Source organism: Enterococcus sp. 10F3_DIV0382 (genome assembly GCF_002140245.1).
Classification (GTDB): domain Bacteria; phylum Bacillota; class Bacilli; order Lactobacillales; family Enterococcaceae; genus Enterococcus_B; species Enterococcus_B lactis.
On record NZ_NGMF01000001.1, the window covers coordinates 762,354 to 780,161 of the forward strand.

At 38.8% G+C, this 17,808-nt stretch carries 17 protein-coding genes; 11 read left to right on the top strand and 6 right to left on the bottom strand.

Going from position 1 to position 17,808, the window contains the following annotated elements:
- Window positions 1–87 precede the first annotated feature (87 nt).
- The 5 genes from A5849_RS03755 to A5849_RS03775 all read right to left on the bottom strand — a co-directional run bounded on the left by A5849_RS03755 (window position 88) and on the right by A5849_RS03775 (window position 5,677).
- Complete coding sequence (locus A5849_RS03755) at window positions 88–474, bottom strand: hypothetical protein (RefSeq protein ID WP_002308120.1); 387 nt, start codon at window positions 472–474, stop codon at window positions 88–90.
- Entirely contained in the window at window positions 446–1,828 is a 1,383-nt protein-coding gene (locus tag A5849_RS03760) for a Y-family DNA polymerase (protein WP_002312015.1), read from the bottom strand. Before A5849_RS03760 ends, A5849_RS03755 begins: the two co-directional genes overlap by 29 nt.
- A gap of 153 nt (window positions 1,829–1,981) precedes the next feature.
- Window positions 1,982–3,169 (bottom strand): galactokinase, encoded by a 1,188-nt coding sequence (locus A5849_RS03765; protein ID WP_002345384.1) that lies wholly within the window; start codon window positions 3,167–3,169, stop codon window positions 1,982–1,984.
- Window positions 3,170–3,175: 6 nt separating this feature from the next.
- The gene (locus tag A5849_RS03770; RefSeq protein ID WP_002345383.1) at window positions 3,176–4,207 is read right to left on the bottom strand and encodes an aldose epimerase family protein; all 1,032 of its coding nucleotides are present in this window, start codon (window positions 4,205–4,207) and stop codon (window positions 3,176–3,178) included.
- Window positions 4,208–4,222: 15 nt separating this feature from the next.
- Window positions 4,223–5,677: a glycoside-pentoside-hexuronide (GPH):cation symporter gene (locus A5849_RS03775; protein WP_002316516.1), complete on the bottom strand. Its 1,455-nt coding sequence runs from the start codon at window positions 5,675–5,677 to the stop codon at window positions 4,223–4,225.
- A 174-nt stretch (window positions 5,678–5,851) separates the two neighbouring features.
- Here A5849_RS03775 and A5849_RS03780 point away from each other — a divergent pair, with 174 nt between their 5' ends.
- The 4 genes from A5849_RS03780 to A5849_RS03790 all read left to right on the top strand — a co-directional run bounded on the left by A5849_RS03780 (window position 5,852) and on the right by A5849_RS03790 (window position 8,703).
- Window positions 5,852–6,757, top strand: a complete 906-nt coding sequence (locus A5849_RS03780; RefSeq protein ID WP_002308128.1) for an AraC family transcriptional regulator — start codon at window positions 5,852–5,854, stop codon at window positions 6,755–6,757.
- 91 nt (window positions 6,758–6,848) lie between these two features.
- Window positions 6,849–7,526, top strand: coding sequence for an NAD(P)H-dependent oxidoreductase (locus tag A5849_RS03785; RefSeq protein ID WP_002308129.1), 678 nt, complete (start codon window positions 6,849–6,851; stop codon window positions 7,524–7,526).
- On the top strand, window positions 7,523–7,693 hold the full coding sequence (locus tag A5849_RS14880) for a hypothetical protein (protein WP_002291423.1): 171 nt from the start codon (window positions 7,523–7,525) through the stop codon (window positions 7,691–7,693). The genes A5849_RS03785 and A5849_RS14880 overlap by 4 nt, the downstream gene beginning before the upstream one ends.
- A 113-nt stretch (window positions 7,694–7,806) precedes the next feature.
- The gene (locus A5849_RS03790) at window positions 7,807–8,703 is read left to right on the top strand and encodes a LysM domain-containing protein (RefSeq protein ID WP_002308132.1); all 897 of its coding nucleotides are present in this window, start codon (window positions 7,807–7,809) and stop codon (window positions 8,701–8,703) included.
- A 50-nt stretch (window positions 8,704–8,753) separates the two neighbouring features.
- Here the strand turns inward: A5849_RS03790 and A5849_RS03795 are convergent, their stop codons facing one another.
- Window positions 8,754–10,124 (bottom strand): amino acid permease, encoded by a 1,371-nt coding sequence (locus A5849_RS03795; RefSeq protein ID WP_002308133.1) that lies wholly within the window; start codon window positions 10,122–10,124, stop codon window positions 8,754–8,756.
- A gap of 238 nt (window positions 10,125–10,362) precedes the next feature.
- On the opposite strand from A5849_RS03795, the gene A5849_RS03800 reads away from it, so the two are divergent.
- The 7 genes from A5849_RS03800 to A5849_RS03835 all read left to right on the top strand — a co-directional run bounded on the left by A5849_RS03800 (window position 10,363) and on the right by A5849_RS03835 (window position 17,754).
- Entirely contained in the window at window positions 10,363–11,109 is a 747-nt protein-coding gene (locus A5849_RS03800; RefSeq protein WP_002308135.1) for a metal ABC transporter ATP-binding protein, read from the top strand.
- A complete protein-coding gene (locus A5849_RS03805) occupies window positions 11,106–11,945 on the top strand; it encodes a metal ABC transporter permease (RefSeq protein ID WP_002308137.1) in 840 nt (279 codons plus the stop codon). Before A5849_RS03800 ends, A5849_RS03805 begins: the two co-directional genes overlap by 4 nt.
- Complete coding sequence (locus A5849_RS03810) at window positions 11,946–12,896, top strand: metal ABC transporter substrate-binding protein (protein WP_002345382.1); 951 nt, start codon at window positions 11,946–11,948, stop codon at window positions 12,894–12,896. It abuts the gene before it with no gap.
- Between the two features lie 139 nt (window positions 12,897–13,035).
- Window positions 13,036–13,788, top strand: a complete 753-nt coding sequence (locus A5849_RS03815; RefSeq protein WP_002308140.1) for a hypothetical protein — start codon at window positions 13,036–13,038, stop codon at window positions 13,786–13,788.
- Between the two features lie 18 nt (window positions 13,789–13,806).
- On the top strand, window positions 13,807–14,958 hold the full coding sequence (queG, locus tag A5849_RS03820; RefSeq protein ID WP_002308144.1) for a tRNA epoxyqueuosine(34) reductase QueG: 1,152 nt from the start codon (window positions 13,807–13,809) through the stop codon (window positions 14,956–14,958).
- Between the two features lie 383 nt (window positions 14,959–15,341).
- Window positions 15,342–15,950, top strand: a complete 609-nt coding sequence (locus A5849_RS03825; RefSeq protein WP_002308148.1) for a LysM peptidoglycan-binding domain-containing protein — start codon at window positions 15,342–15,344, stop codon at window positions 15,948–15,950.
- Between the two features lie 166 nt (window positions 15,951–16,116).
- Complete coding sequence (locus A5849_RS03835; protein ID WP_002313344.1) at window positions 16,117–17,754, top strand: phosphoenolpyruvate carboxykinase (ATP); 1,638 nt, start codon at window positions 16,117–16,119, stop codon at window positions 17,752–17,754.
- Window positions 17,755–17,808 lie beyond the last annotated feature (54 nt).

Below are 17,808 nucleotides of genomic sequence, written 5' to 3' on the forward strand. Positions count from 1 at the left end.
CTCAAAACTAAGCGACTTTTTCGCAACCTCCACTAAACGATGTTCAATCAGCTAATAATAAGATCAAAATGCTGATTGAACAGCCTCTCATGTCACAAACCATTTTTTTGTTTCTTTTAACTCAATATGCCGTACGTCTTCCCAAACTATCGGCTGATGGTCGATCATAAAATAATCTTCATAGGCTTCACCAATGAAATGACCTTCAACCTCATCTAAGAGTCTTCCAAATTCATCTGTTAAATTGAGCTGGATGTTTACTGCTTTACGAGATAAAAAAGCTTCTGTCAGTATACTATCGATTTCTTGTAATGTCATTTGTTGTTTAGGGAGAGGTTGTTTGCGTGCTTCTTCTTCATTTTTTTTGACACCGTTGACTAGTTCTTCCATCGCAAAAGCGGTCCCCCATTTTAATCCAAATGGACGATCTCGATACTCGTTATAGTCAATGAATTTTTTTGCTGTCCGTCTCATCTTTTCCACCTTCTAATCCACTCATACCACCTGCATGCCCACCAACGAGAGAGCTACGTGCAATGGCGCGTCCTCCTTGCAAGAGACTATGCGCATGGATGATTGATTTAAAGCCGTATTTTTTTCTGATCGTATCGACTACAAAATCAACTTTTGCTTCATTTATCTGCTTTTCAGGATCTTCAAAAAGGTTAAGCTGTAAACCTGTCGCGTATACGAGGTTGGAACAGTTCACGCCTATACGTCGAATATCCTGACAGCGGTAATGCTGGTGGAAAATGGTCAATAAAGCATCTGCTAGATTTCTGCTAGCATTTGTCGCTTCGATTTTTGTTTGCTGGTGAAAACCGGTCTTACCATTTGGGTCAAGATAACCTAAGGAGTATCCTACCCATAAGCTGACTACTTGTGCTTTTGCTGCAGATCGTCTCAAGCGAGTGCCGACTTGATCGGCCATTTCTTTGATAACGATCTCGATTTCTTCTTGCCTCGTATAATCTCTATCTAGAATTTGACTATTTCCGATACTTCTTGATTTTGGTATATATTCTTGTCCTAAAAAACTTCGATCGATTCCCCAAGCATGGGCATAAAGCTGAGTACCGATGATCCCTAACGTGCTTTTCAAGTGATAATAATCCGCGTGAGCTAAATCATAAACCGAATGTATACCCATTTGTTTCAGTCGTTTTGCTGTTCGTTTGCCGATTCCCCAAAAGTCAGTGATATCTGAGATTGTCCATAACTTTTCTGGGACATCTTCATAACGCCATTCAGCAATCATTTGTTTTCCGTCTTTTGAGCCATTATCTAAGGCTAGTTTAGCAAGTAGTGGGTTATCGCCGATTCCTATAGTCGTGTAGATTCCGGTCTGTTCAAATACATCTTTATGGATCAGCTTAGCCATGTCGTACGCATTCGTTTTACCAAAGAGTGCCATGCTATTTGTTACATCAAGGAAGCTTTCATCAACGGAATAGACATGATGGTTCGCTTCATCTGCATATTTTTTATAGATAGTATTGATTTCTCTGTTTTTTTCCATATAATAAGCCATCCTTGGAGCAACAATATATAAATCACTTGGATAGGGAAAGGGTAAATCTCTGGCACGGCTGATATTGGTGATGCCGTATGCTTTTTTTGCTGCAGGACTGGAAGCCAAGATTAATCCGCTACCCCGTGTTTCTGTCGAATCAGACGGATAGGACATTACTACTAATTTAGTTGTAAGGGGATCAAGATCCTTTTCCACGCACTCTACGGAGGCGTAAAAAGATTTGCAGTCAATACATAAAATATCTCGTGAAGGTTCTTTTTCATAAACAAATACTGGATTTTGATTCGCCCACATAACAATCACCTCTTCTACACAATTAGAACACATGTTCCCTTTTTGTGTCAATAAAAAACAGCAATTTTCAAATGTGAGCCTTTTGCTCATGTTTGAAAATTGCTGAGAGGTTATTTGTATTTGTTTATTTAGCTGTGTTCATTGATTTTTCTATCAAACATGAACGGCTTCTGGATCAATCTTTGTTGTCCCATTTCCAATGTGTGCAACATAAAATTCTGGAGCATAGCCGACAACTTTCATATATTCATCATAGACATTGTTTTTGAAGGCAGGTATATTTTCTTCTTTGACAAGAGCAATCGCACAGCCACCAAATCCAGCTCCTGTCATTCGTGCACCTAGGACACCTTCTTGTTTTTGAGCAGCGTCCACTAGCGTATCTAACTCGATCCCAGTCACTTCATAATCATAGCGAAGAGAGTGGTGAGAATCATTTAGCAGTTGTCCAAATGCTTCCAAGTTTCCAGCTTCTAATTCAGCTTTTGCTTTCAAAGTACGTTGATTTTCAGAAACAGCATGACGAGCTCTGCGTGTCAATGTATCATCACCGATTTGGTCAATAGTTGATTCAAATTCTTCTTCATCTAAGTCTCCTAAAGAAGAGATAGGCAAAGTTTTTTGCAGACGTGCCAAGGCTTCTTCGCATTCGCTGCGGCGTTCATTGTATTTTGAATCTGCCAATTCCCGACGTTTATTCGTATTCATGATGACGATTGCATAACCATCTAGTTTCACTGGGACCATTTCATATTTCAGCGTATTTGTATCTAACAAAATCGCATGATCTAGCTCACCGAAGCCGATGGCAAACTGATCCATGATACCTGAATTGACACCGATGAATTCATTTTCTACTTTTTTACCCGTTTGAACTAGTTCCAAACGATCCGTTTTTAAATCAAATAGATCTTCTAATACAACACCTACCAATAATTCTAATGAAGCACTACTGGAAAGTCCTGCACCGTTAGGAATTGTTCCTTCCACCAACAACTCAAATCCATGATCAATTGGGTGTCCAGCTTCTTTTAATTTAAGGATCATTCCTTTTACGTAGTTTGCCCAATTTGCTTTTTTATCATAGTCTAGCTCGTCTAAAGTAAAACTGATGACACCGATATCATCAAAGTTTGTGGAATAAACTAATATTTTATTATCGTCTCTAGGTGCGGCGACACCTTGCGTTCCATAAGTGATAGAAGCAGGGAAGACATGACCGCCATTGTAATCGGTGTGTTCACCAATCAAATTGATGCGACCTGGCGAGAAGTATTGTGTCGTTTTTTTAGGGCCGAATGTTTCGGCAAATTTTGTGTTTAAGCTTCTTTTGATTTCCATGATGAGTTATTCCTCTCTTGTTTTGATTTTGAATTCTGTCACTGTTTCAAATGCTGTTCCGGCTTTTAAATGAATCGAACCAAATGCTGAGAAACGTTCTACCCCTGGAGCTGTTTGAGTCTCAAATGTGATGCCGCCGTGATGTGCCAGTTTTCGACCACGCATTTCTGGTGTTTCTGGACCGAAATTTGCAGTGAAAATAACCATACTAGAAGCATCTGTAGCGATATCTACTTGGATTTTTTTATCCGGACTAGTCAAGCGAGCAGCTTCTTTATCCAAGCCAGATTCTTTTAAGAAAAATGGATGATCGATTCCGTCAACGAGTTCTTTTTGATCCAAATCACTAGCAAAAACGGTCGCTAGTTTTTTAGGCGTTTGAAAATCGAAAGCATTCCCTGCAGTATTTTCTTTTACTCCTATAGGAATACTGTCTGCTCGTAAAGGAGCGTAAGCTTCACTATTGAGCCAAAGCTCATGTTGATCGATCGTTTGAGAAGCATCTCCCGTCAAGTTGAAGTAGACATGATTTGTCGGATTGAATAAAGTATCTTGATCACTGATGCCGCGAGTGGTCACTCGCCAGATATTATCTTGTGTCAAAGTATAACGGACTTCCACATCCAATGTACCTGGAAAACCATGTTCTCCGTCGGGACTTGTAGTAGTAAAAATGACAGCAGCTTCATTTTCGCCATTCAAAATGACATAAGACCATTTTTTTAATTCAAATCCAGGAGAACCACCATGCAGATTATGCCCAGTATTTGGAGCTGTAGCTAATTGGTAAGTTTTTCCATTGAGAGAAAAGCGGCCATTTTCGATCCTCCCTGCGGTGCGACCGATAGACGCGCCGATATACGGGTCTTTTTCGATATATTCTTCAGCGGTGTCAAATCCCAAAACTAATTCTTGATCATTTGTTTTTAAACAAACGATCCTAGCACCTAAATCAGAGACAGAAAGTACTAGCTTGTTTTTATTCTCCAAGGTTATCAAATGATAACCTTGACCGAAATCTTTTTCTGTAATCTTCATTTTCAAGATCCTTTCTTAATGTGAAGGAACTACTGCATCGTGAAGTTCATCTTCCATTGTATCAGCTGGAGCCAATTTGTTTTCTAATTCCTCAACGATTTGTGCATGTTTTTTCTCTGTCAATGTAATCTTCCAAGCAAAAATAATAGCGGAGAAAATCATCAAAGCAGCAGGAGCATAGAATGCATAAGCTTTGAAAGTCGTTACGCCATGAGCAGTGATATCAGCAGCAGTAGCATTACCAGTCATCCCAGAAGCGATAGCGACAAAACCTACGATTCCGTTAGACAAAGCACCAGCGATTTTATCTAGTAAAGGACGAATAGAGAGAGTAACAGCTTCATTACGGATACCATTTTTCCATTGACCATATTCAACAGAGTCTGTGATTGTCATCAAAGCGGATAAGAAAATCAATTGTTGAGGGAAGTAGAACAATACTAACCCGATGATAACGATTGGCAAACTTGAACCTGCGATCGTAAAGAAAAAGTAGGAAGAAATCATCATTGCAATCCCGCCAAGGTAAACGTATCGACGAGAGATGACGCGTGTAAGCATTGGGAATAGTGGAACAGCTACTAAACCAAGTAAGGCAGCAACTAGACCAACGATCCAAAATTCAGTTGGTTGGCCAAGTACATATTTGAAGAAGTAGAACAATACAGCAGTCGTTGCTACATTAGCAATCGCATAAGCGATATAAGCAAGGGCAAGCCACATCAATTGATCATTTTGAGCAACTGCTTTGAACACATCTTTGATTCCGGCTTTTTCATTTTGTTGACGGATCGCAGTATCGACTTCTTTTGTTCCCAAGGCAGTGATAATTGCAGTACCGCCTGAAATAACAGCAGCAATCACACCGAACCAGAACCAACCTGAAGCGCCTTCAATATGTTTATGAGTAACAAGATAAGTAAAGAAAGTAACGATAGGGACAACGACTAGTGTAGTACCATTTGCACCTAGAGAAGAGCCGAAACGAGCAAACGTAGCAAATTTTTCACGTTCCTTTGTTTCCGTGCTCAAAGCAGGAATCATTGACCAAAAAGCGATATCCTTGAATGAATAAAAACTATCCAGCAATATGAAAACGATTGCAAATAATATGATAAATAAAGTCGTATTATGAGTAGCTAAGCCAAAGAAATTGGTAAAGATTGCTACCAAGAGTACAGAACTAACAATACCACCGATAACTAACCATGGTTTGAATTTACCATATTTTGTACGGGTATTATCAATAACGCCACCAATCAAAGGATCAAAAATAATTTCAACTAAGCGGATACCTACAACTAAGCTTGTAACTGTAGCAATCATTTTTGCATTCGTTGCCTTATCTGTTCCTGCAAACATCTGGCTTGTCACGAATACCATAAAATAAGTGCTTAATGTAACATAGAATGTGTCGTGTCCAAAAGCGCCTAAAGCGTAGGACATACGTTGGATCATTTTGCTTTTCATAATCTGTATTCCTCTCCTGTTCAATATATAATACTAAGTAAACCGGTTACAACGAATAACAAAGATCTTTTAATGACTTAAACTTAACAAGAAATCGCTTCCTTTTTAATATATTTCTGTGACTTTTATTTAACTTTTTGTTGCATTATACTAAAGAAATAAGGAGAGGGAGAAATGGAGCAATCGATTTTTTTAAAAAAGGAACATCAACAAGTAGAAAAAGAATTGTATTTTGATTTTTGCGGCTTCTCTAAAACGATGCCGTTTCATTCTTTTGGTCCTGCTATTCGCAATGATTACATCTTACACGTCGTGATGGAAGGCAAAGGATCTTATCATGTGAAAAATCAACAGTTTCAATTGAAAAAAGGAGATCTATTCTTGATTCGTCCAGGAGACTCGACATTTTACTTATCAGATGGAGAAGATCCATGGATGTATTGCTGGCTTTCTTTCGGTGGACATGCGGCAGAAGAAATCATCCGGCAGTCGCTTTTCAAAGAAGACCAGTACACGATGGTCTCTTCCGATATACAAAAATATATCGACATTATTTTAGAGTGTATGAAAGATACGGAAGAAACCTTGGAAAATGAATTACAGTTAACAGCACTAACCTACCGTTTTTTATCAGTCCTTTTAAAAGACGGCGGAAAGATCAGCGGTGGCGTACAAAAAGTTCATTCCTCCTTAGCTGTTGAGACAGTCAAATACATCGAGGCACATTATGCGGAAAATTTATCTGTTGAGGAAATCGCCCAGCATTTAGCTGTCAACCGGAGTCACTTGTCACGAGTATTCAAAAATCATATGGGTACCAGTATCAAGGAATATTTGATTGGGGTACGGATTAATCGAGGGGCATTTCTTCTTTCCCTGACGGATGAATCCGTGGAAAGCATTGCCTATCAAGTAGGATTCAATAGTCTAGTCGTATTTAGCCGAATGTTCAAAAAAAGTACCGGAGAAACGGCTACGAACTATCGTAAACGGATGAAAAACGAAAATTTCAAGAATATTGCTTTGGATACTTTGAAAAAACAGTTGGAAAAACAAACTGCAGTCTCTTGGACGACCTAATTTGCTTGGACAAAAGGACAAGCATCTGCAAAAGAAACTTGTGGCGGTTATGCTACACTGTAAAACGAAGACTAAAAAAGGAGGAGAAGGGATGCGTACACTTATCATCATCAGCCATCCAACGATGGAGGAATCTCTGAATCAGCAATTTTTCAAAGAAGCTTCTTCCGGTTTATCCGTTACTTGGCATCATTTAGAATCAAGTTATCCAGATGGAAAGATAGATGTAAAGGCTGAGCTACAGCTCCTGGCACAGCATGATCGAATCATTTTTCAGTTTCCGTTTTACTGGTATAGTTCCCCTGCTCATTTAAAAATTTGGCAAGATAATGTGTTGGAACAAGCAACACGTGTATTAGAAGGAAAAGAATTAGGGATCGTATTGACAACAGGTGTGGCGGAAAAGGAATATCAAGCTGGAGGGAAAGAAGAATATACGATCTCCGAATTTTTGAGACCATATCAGCGAATCGCAAACAAATTCCATATGACTTATCTTTCGCCATTCGTTTTAGCACAATTTATGTATTTATCCCAAGAAAAACGTTGGGAGAAGCTAATTGCTTATCAGCAGTATCTCTCATTGGAAGGGAAGCCATCGCTTACTCAACGGATTGACTGGTTTATTCAAAGAGTACAGGAAAATCAGAAAATGCAGGAAGAAGATTCGGAAAAACAAACATATATCATAGAAGCACTGACTGACGCAAAAGAGCAGATCGAAGACTTGAGCTTTACACTGCAAGAAATGAAAGGAACTTCATTATGACAAATGAATGGTTGATCCAACAATTAGATGAATTAAGTGAAAAATCAGAATATCAAGACCGTGCACTCTTATATGAGATAAAGAAACTGATGGCTGAGATAGATGAACGAACAACGCAGTTGCAAGGAGAAATCGACGGACGATCTTGGAATCATCTCAACTGGTGAAATTTTCTTATAAATAACAAGGATAAAAATGTGCACAATGACAATTATTTGCTACAATAAGAATATGAAGCGTTTGATAACGCTGTTATACATAAAAATTGGTGGTGAAAAAAATGTATGATGAAAATGAGTGGGGAGAAAACGTTCGGATGACCCGAAGAAGACAGCAAAAACAGGCAGCACGTAAGCGGATGATCATGATTGGGGCAGCAGTTGCCGTTTTTTTGATCATAGCAGGAGGAGTAGCAGGGCTGTATTTTCACGGGAAAAATTCGTCAGATGCAAAAAGCACGACCGTAACGGAAACAACGACAAAGAAAACAGATGCGAAACAAACAAGTGAGGCATCAACTGAAACAAAAGAAACACAAACTTCTGAAGAAAAAACAGCAGATGATTTGCCAGAGCAACTCCAAGCAATCGTCAATGATTATTCGAAAAAGATGGAAGAAAAGACACCTGTGTTGATTGAAGAATACCAAACAGAAATCCAAGGAAATCAAGAGGGCATAGCTGGTTTATCCGCAGTTGCTAACCAAAAAGCACGTGAGCTCCAAGCAATCTCCGATGAAGGAATCGGAAAATTACGTGCAGCGTATCAGTCAGCAGATAATAAAGACGGTGTAGCCTTAGATACCTTGATCAATCAGCTATCGGCTAACTATACGAATCATGTCGCTAAGATTTCCGACATATATTTGCAGACGAGCGCTTCTCTTCAAGCAGAGTCAACAAGCACACAAGAAACAGCATCTTCTGAGTCTGAGACGATAGAATCAACAGAATCTTCTGGAATGCAAGCTCGAACAACGCAAGACACAACAGAAAACACTGAAACGACTACTAGCAGTACGACGTCACAGGCTGCGACAACTGTTGTTTTAGAAGGAGAAGGTCCAAATCAAATAGCTGAGCGAACTGGCGTACCAGTAGAAACGATTTTGTCACTGAATGGGATGAGTATGGATGACTATTTCCTGACTCCCGGTGAGACACTAAAATTGAATTGATAAAAGCAATAAAAAGAACGAAGACTCCCTTGATGGAAGCTTCGTTCTTTTTATTTGGCGGTTCTTTTTTCGCGTATAAAGTAATGGATCGTCATGTAAAGCAAGAAAACGAGACCAATGATTAAAGAAATCCTTGTTTCAGGATTGATAAACATGAAAATCAACACGATAGCTAAAAAAGCAAGTGTCGCATAATTCGTGTAAGGAGACAGCGGCATTTTAAAAGGATGATCATGCATTTTATCTGCGTGAGTCTTTTTGAAGCGAATCTCACTAATCAAAATCACCACCCAAGGAACCATACCAGGTAAAATACTTGAGCTGTATACGAAAACAAAGATATTTTCGGACTGGTTGATGAACATTGGCAGAAGATAGTTTAAGATCAAACCAATCAAGATTCCGCCTGAGATGGCTACGACAGGGTAAAAAGGCGCACCATGACGAGATAATTTCAGAAACTTTTTAGACATCTTTCCATTTATCGCAAGTGTATAGACCATACGGCTTGCACTGAAAATGCCTGAATTGCAACCTGATAATGCCGCTGTAATCACGACAAAATTGATCAACCCTGCAGCAAATGTAATGCCGATTTTAGAAAAAGTTTGGACAAAAGGCGAGCCAATCTCACTCAATTGATTCCACGGATAAATACTCACGATGATAAAAATGGCACCAATATAAAAAATCAAGATTCGACCGATAGTGGATTGAACAGCTTCAATGATCGTCTTTTTAGGATTCTCTGCTTCGCCAGCAGTCATTCCGATCAGTTCGATCCCTTGATAGGAAGCAACGACGATCGATAATGCAAAGAAAAAGCCTTTGACACCGCCAGTGAAGAATCCACCGTTTTTCCAAAGATTTGAAATTCCTACCGCTTGGCCATGATTACCAAATCCAAATAAAATCACCCCAAGACCTGCAATGATCATCAAAATGATTGTTATGACTTTGATGATCGAAAACCAAAATTCTAATTCGCCAAACGCCTTGACAGAAATAAGATTTGCCAGCATAAGAAATAAGACGACAATGATGCCGGGAATAATTGCTGGCAGATTGGGCCACCAATAATTCATATAAGATCCTACAGCGATTACTTCACTTATCCCTACGACAATATATTGAAAAATATTACTCCAAGCGGTCAAGTAGCCAGCCACAGGATGGATGTACTCGCTCGCGTAATTTGCAAAAGAACCAGTCGAAGGATCGACGTAAAGCATTTCGCCTAAAGCACGCATAATCAAATACAAAAAGAATCCTGCAATCGCATAAGCTCCCATCACTGAGGGCCCTGTCCAGCGTATGGTTGAGGAGGCACCCATAAACAGACCGACACCGATCGTTCCACCTAGTGCGATCATTTGGATATGACGGGCACTAAGACTCCGAGTTAACTTTTCTTCTTCCATACAAAAACTCCTTTCGTTGTTGAGTCAACAGGAAAAATAATTAAACGTTCCAATAGATAGTTGTATTATTTTTAGGTTAGCCTTATTGAACTCTTGATGTGATTCTACAGAAAATTTTCATAAAATGCGAGGAAAATTCGAAAAAAACTTTTTCATCTTTCTACTTGTAAATGCTTTCCTTTTTAGTTAAACTATATTTAAATAAAAAGTTAGGGAAACCTAAAAAGGAGTGTAGGATTTGGAACGAACGGCCATTGAAATTCAAGACCTTTCAGCCGCTTATCAAGGGAAAACTGTTTTGAAAACCATCAATTTAACAATAAAGTCACAAAAAATCACTGGTATCATCGGACCAAATGGCGCAGGAAAATCAACATTCATGAAAGCATTGCTAGAGTTGATACCAGCTTCTACTGGTAAAGTCACTTTTTCAGGACAGCCAGTAAAATCAGTCCGTAAAAAGATAGCCTATGTGGAGCAGCGAAGCGAATTGGATCTTTCTTTTCCAATCGATGTGTTAGGCGTTGTACTTTTAGGGACGTATCCATCTTTACGAATCGGACAGCGGCCCGGGAAAAAAGAAAAAGAACGAGCAAGACAAGCATTAAAAAAAGTAGGGATGGAAGACTATGCCAAAAGACAGATCAGCGAACTATCGGGTGGTCAGCTTCAGAGAGTTTTTATTGCACGAGCTCTAGCTCAAGGCGCAGAGTGGATCTTTTTAGATGAACCATTCGTAGGAATCGATGCATTGAGTGAACGAAAAATCTTTGACATCTTGCAAGAGTTGAAGAATTCAGGAAAAACGATTCTGATCGTCCATCATGATCTTCATAAAGTAGAAGAATATTTCGATGAAGTTGTTCTTTTAAATAAACAGCTGATCGCTTCTGGTCCAGTACAAGAAGTCTTTACATCAAAGAATCTTCAACTGGCCTATGGTGAGATCATCGGACATTTAGTAAAAGGAGGAGAGAAAAAATGATCCAATCTTTTATTGATGGATTGATGAATTATCAATTTCTACAATATGCTTTGGTCACTTCTATGCTTGTAGGACTTGCTTCTGGAGTCATCGGTTCCTTTATTATTTTACGTGGGATGTCTTTGATGGGAGATGCTATCTCTCACGCAGTTCTTCCAGGTGTAGCCATTTCTTATATGTTTGGTTTTAGTTACATTTTTGGAGCCACTGCTTTTGGGATGTTGACAGCAGCGGTGATTGGTTTCGTGACACAGCGAAGCCGATTGAAAAATGATACAGCGATTGGGATTGTCTTTAGTTCGTTTTTTGCATTAGGGATCATCTTGATTTCATATGCTCAAAGTGCGACAGACCTGTATCATATTTTATTTGGGAATGTCTTAGCTGTTAGGGAGAGCGATCTGCTGCTGACAGCACTAGTCAGCGGAATCGTCTTGATATTTGTCTTTTTCTTTTATAAAGAATTGAAGATCACATCATTCGATCCAACAATGGCAAAAGCTTATGGGCTGAACACATCGCTGATCCATTATCTTTTGATGTTCTTTTTGACATTAGTGGCTGTAGTCAGTTTGCAGACGGTAGGAACGATCTTGGTGATTGCCATGTTGATCACACCAGCCGCCACGGCTTACTTGCTAACGAACCATTTACTGAAAATGATCATTACAGCTGCAGGAATCGGTATGTTCAGTGCCGTTGTCGGCGTATTTTTCAGTTATAGTTACAATTGGCCATCAGGAGCTACGATCGTGTTAGCATGTACCGCATTTTTTATCCTTGCTTTTTTATTTTCTCCAACAAAAGGAATTTTATTTCAGAAAGGAAGCAGATAGATGAAAACAAAGAAATCACTCTTTTTTATCCTGGCAATTAGTTTATTAGCATTAGTTGGCTGCGGAAAGCAAACTTCAAATCAAGCAGACGAAGTAAGTAAAGAAAAGCTGTCAGTCGTGGCAACCAATTCGATTTTGGCGGATATGGCAAAAGAGGTCGGAACAGATAAAATAGATATCCACAGTATCGTACCAGTCGGAACAGATCCGCATGAATATGAAGTACTACCAGAAGACATCAAAAAGGCAAGCGACGCAGATGTCATTTTGTACAACGGATTGAATCTTGAAACAGGTAACAGTTGGTTCGATAACTTGATGGAAACGGCTAAAAAAGAAGAAGGAAAAGATTATTTTGCAGTTAGCAAAAATGTAGAACCTCTTTATTTAACTAGCGGTGAAGAACATACAAAAGCGGATCCTCATGCTTGGCTAGACCTGTCTAACGGAATAAAATATGTGCAGGAAATCGCACGTATATTCTCTGAAAAAGATGCAGAAAATGCGACACATTATAAGCGAAATGCAGAAACATACGTGGAAAAACTAAAAAAATTAGATACACAAGCGAAGGAAAGTTTTGCTTCTATCGAAGAGAACAAAAAATTATTAGTAACAAGTGAAGGAGCATTCAAATATTTTTCAAGGGCTTATGATTTGCCAGCAGCATATATATGGGAAATCAATACAGAAAGCCAAGGCACGCCTGACCAAATGAAAGCAATCATTGATCAGGTAAGAGCAAAAGAAGTGCCAGTTTTATTCGTGGAAACTAGTGTAGATCCAAGAAGTATGGAACGAGTAGCAAAAGAAACGGGTTTGGAAATTTATGATAAATTGTTCACTGATTCTATAGCCAAAGAAGGGGAACAAGGAGATTCTTACTATCAGATGATGAAATGGAACATCGAAACAATCCATGAAGGTTTATCCCAAACAAAAGAGAGCTGAAAAACGCAAGGTCTGGCTTAAGGAGCGGACCTTGCGTTTTTTTACAAGAAACCGGAAAAAATTATGATGTTTTTCGGCGTACAGATACCCTTTTTGAGAAAATTCCGTTATAGTTAGAGTAAGGAAGGAAGGTGTGGCTATGAATTTTACACGTAAAGATAAATATACGATTAAAGAAGAAGTATTTCGATTGATCAACCAGCAAGAAAATACTGACAAGGATCAAGACCTTCAATTTCTTGAAGCAGAATTAGCTAAATTATTCATAGCAAATCAAAACGAGACAACAGAACCAGATGAAGAGCTGTACATAGGCAAATGGTTGTTTGATGAATTTCAGCCTTTAGATGAAAATACCGGTATCGGTTATTTTGTGTTCCTTTCTCCAGTCGGCTTCACACCTGGCGTATTAGTTAAACAAAACGACGAAATCACCGTCAAAGCATGGCCTGCTTTGTTTTCAGTAATCAAAGCAGAAGGAGTAATCAAAAAGATCCAGTCGGCCTATTATAAAAGTCAATTTATTGCCAACAGCAAATTAATGAATATGTTTTATAACCGCCTAGTAGAAATTGCCAGACCCGGGAAGATCCCGCAAACATTCACGTATACGCAGCAAAAAAATCTCTATGAAGAAGTACTGTATTCCCGCGATCTGTCTGAGTTTTCACCATGGGAAGAGGTAAGACTCCATGAATTGTTAAGTACAAAACCAGTTTCTTTGAATTTTTTCAACGCATTGGATAACAAAAGAAAATTGATTTCGACAAATTATTGGGAAGTATTTGCTGCAAGAAAAAAATGGATGGAAGAAAAGAAGATTGCTGATCAGCAAATCCAGTTTGTCCAACTGAAAAAAGAAAAACTATATTATGGATTATACAGCCGTTAACAGCAAGCGAGGAAGACCATGACATTAAAAGAAGAAATCATACAAGAAAGCAAACGATTAGGAATTGACAAGATCGGGTTTACGACGGCGGAGCCTTTTGATTCATTAAAAGAGTCGTTGGAAGAGCAAAAAGCAGCCGGACATACTTCTGGTTTCGAACACCCAAATATCGATGAGCGACTTTACCCAGAAATGACATTTGATCAGCCAAAATCAATCATTTCCATTGCTCTTGCGTATCCTACTAGGATCCATGAAGAAGTACCTAGGGATGAAAAACGGGGGCAATTCGCTCGTGCCTCATGGGGGATCGACTATCATGATATACTGAGAGACCGATTGAATCGATTGATCGAATTCATCCAAACAAGAGCAGAAAAATGGCAAAAAGAAGAGGAATGGCGTCTAGCTCCGCAAGTAGACACTGGGGAACTGATCGATGTCGCTGTAGCACAGCGAGCTGGATTAGGATTTATCGGCCGAAACGGATTGCTGATCACCGAAGAGTTCGGTTCATTTGTCTACCTTGGTGAAATCGTCACTAATATCGTATTTGAGCCGGATAAACCAGGAGAGTTTGGTTGCGGTGACTGTATGCGCTGTGTGACTGCTTGTCCGACGAAAGCATTGCTTGGTGATGGCAGAATGAATGCACAGCGATGTTTATCTTATCAAACGCAGACAAAAGGGATGATGCCCGAAGAATATCGGAAAAAAATGCGAAATGTCATTTATGGATGCGATATCTGCCAGTTAGTCTGCCCTTACAATCAAGGAAAAGATTTTCATTTTCATGAAGAGATGGAACCAAAAATAGATGAAGTATATCCAAAATTAAAGCCGATGCTGTCGATGTCGAATAAAAATTTCAAGCAGCAATTTGGGCATTTAGCCGGTTCGTGGCGTGGAAAAAAACCTTTGCAGAGAAACGCATTGATCGCTTTAGCTAATCTAGGAGATCGAACGGCATTGCCTGAGATTTCAGAATGTTTAACGGATGTCCGCCCTGTCATCAGAGGAACAGCAGCTTGGGCTATTGGACGTCTCGGAACAAAAGAGCCAGAAAAATGGCTTGATGTATTAGATGAAACATTAGCTAAAGAATCGGAAGAAGTCGTCATAAATGAACTAGAACATGCACAAAAATTGTTGCGGAGAAAGTTAAAATAAAAAAATAGTAAGCATTATTCATTGTTTTTGTCCAGTAATTGTTGTAACAATTACTGGTTTTTTTGTATTTTTTACGTTTTTTTAATAGAATTTGATAAAAATCAAACATTTTTTTCCTTTTTTTTATGGATTATTGCAGTAAATATTACAGAAAACGTGTTTTTTATTCAAAAATAAAAAAACACAGAAAAACGATTACTTTGCTTATATAACAACGATATAATGGTTTTACATCAAAAAAATTTTTGTTCAAATGTTACAAATATTAAATAATCCGTCATTTTGTCATTAAATGTCATGATTCTTTTACCTATGAAATATTTCTAAATGATAAAGTTAATAGCGTCGAAAGAATAAAAAACGGAGAAAAAAAGGAGTTTAATATGAATTCATTTAAGAAAATTGTTTTAGGTACAACTTTTGCTGCTGGTGCTACTGCAATGTTTGTAGGAACTACAAATGCTCACGCTGATGAAGTTTACACAGTAAAATCAGGTGATTCATTATCTAAGATTTCACAAAAATTTGCAGGAGACAACTCAATGATCGATGCAATTGCTGAAAAGAATTCAATTGCAGACATCAACCGCATTTATGTTGGTGAACAATTAACAATCCCAACTTCAAATGATTCTTCAGCAACAACAGAAAGCAACACAACAGAAAATACAGCATCTACAACTGAAACAGCAACGCAAGAACATACATACGTTGCACCTGTTGAAACAGTTGAAGTAGCTCCTGCTGCCCCAGCTGTTGCAACGGCGCCAACTTCAAGCTCTGCAAAAGAATGGATCGCACAAAAAGAATCAGGCGGTTCATACACAGCTACTAACGGACGTTACATCGGCCGTTACCAATTAGATGCTTCATACTTAAACGGCGACTATTCAGCTGCCAATCAAGAACGTGTAGCAGAACAATACGTAACATCTCGTTATGGTTCATGGGATGCTGCTAAAACATTCTGGTTAGCAAACGGTTGGTACTAAGCCGATAAAAGAAAAATGATGAAACCGAGAGTCTTGTTTATTCAAGTTCTCGGTTTTTTTTATGAAAAATAAATGATTTGTTTCCCTCTGCACAGCAGTACAAATAAAAACTCGGATAATGTATAATAAAGAAAACGCTTTTTTGTTTAGGGGATGAGGAGGAGCCATGAGTACAAAAGAGAGTCTCGAACTAGAGAAAATCACAAGTGAAAATCCACTGTTATCCAGTATTCGATCCATTGTTGAAACGGCATTCTACGGTAATAATGTGCAAAAAGTTTTTGACAGGGAAACAGCTTATCAACTAGCAAAAGGGAGTCCAGGAACGATCATCACAGATTTAACGGTCTCACATGCTGAAGAACTAGATTTACCAGCTGACGCTAGGACACTAGTATTCAATGATGGGAGTATTGTAGGAAGAACAGCAAGTGCTCGGCGTATCTTTGAGGACTTGGACAAGGAGCAAAGTAAATATGAGAAGATCTTGAGAGAAGCCGTGTATCAAAGTCGAAAGCGACAATTTTATCATACAAAAGTAATCGTTGGTCTATCTGAAGAATTTTCTGTACAAAGTCATTTGTTGATTCCAGAAGGATTTGAGAACAATCTGTATTCTTATATACTGAATTTTCAGCCAGCGAATGCGAAGATTTTGGCTACTTATCAAAAATCTGTGTCCTTTGACGAGGGAGATCTTTATATCTTTTGTGATCCCGAATGGACGCATGAAGCCTTTCCCAATGGACTCGTTTTATTTGATTCTCTCCATAATACAGCTGCTGTGCTAGGATTACGTTACTTTGGGGAATTAAAAAAAGCGACTTTGACGCTTGCTTGGGCATTGGGGAGTCGCAATGGTTTTATTGCCTGTCATGGCGGGATGAAACAATATACTAGTAATGATCAGACTTATACGATGGCTGTATTTGGGTTGTCCGGTTCTGGAAAATCAACGATCACCTTAGCACAACATTCGGAAGGGCACTCTGTTACGATCCTACATGACGATGCTTTTGTTATTTCTAGAAAAAATGGTTTTGCTACTGCCTTGGAACCTTCTTACTTTGATAAAACACAAGACTATCCGTCTGATGACCCGGCCATTTCTTTTTTCCTTACTTGTCAGAATGTGGGCGTGACATGTACAAGTAAAGGAGAAAAAGTTCTAGTGACAGGAGATATACGAAACGGAAATGGACGGACAGTCAAATCACGTTATGCGACACCAGACAGAGTCAATCATCTTAGCGAAAAGATCGATGCTGTTTTTTGGATCATGAAAGATGATTCACTTCCGCCAATTATCAAGATCAATGACCCGGTTTTAGCAGCGTCTTTTGGTGCAACATTAGCAACAAAACGATCAGATGCGGAAAATATCACTACAAAAAGACAGCTAGATGAGTTAGTCATTGAACCATTTGCTAATCCTTTCCGTGTCTATCCTCTTAGGGAAGACTATCAAGCTTTTCGAGAGTTGTTTTTGAAACAGCAAACAGCCTGCTATGTCTTGAATACTGGATACTTCGATGATAAAAAAATTAAACCTGAAACGACATTGTCAATCGTTGAAAGAATCGTGCAAGAAACGGCAGAATTCAAGTCGTTTGGTCCGTTTGAAGATATCCACTATTTACCTATACCAGATTTTCCTGTTTCTTTTGAGGATACATCCTATAAAAATCTGGTGAAACAACGACTTGATATTCGTTTACGATTCATTGAAGCTCAGATAGGAAAAAATCTCTTGCCAGATGAAGCAAAAGAAAGTTTGGAGAATTTGATTCAGAAATTGAACTAAAATAACAGCTTTTTCAAGAAGTAATCTATGCGCAATATCGCTCGGGATTCTTAC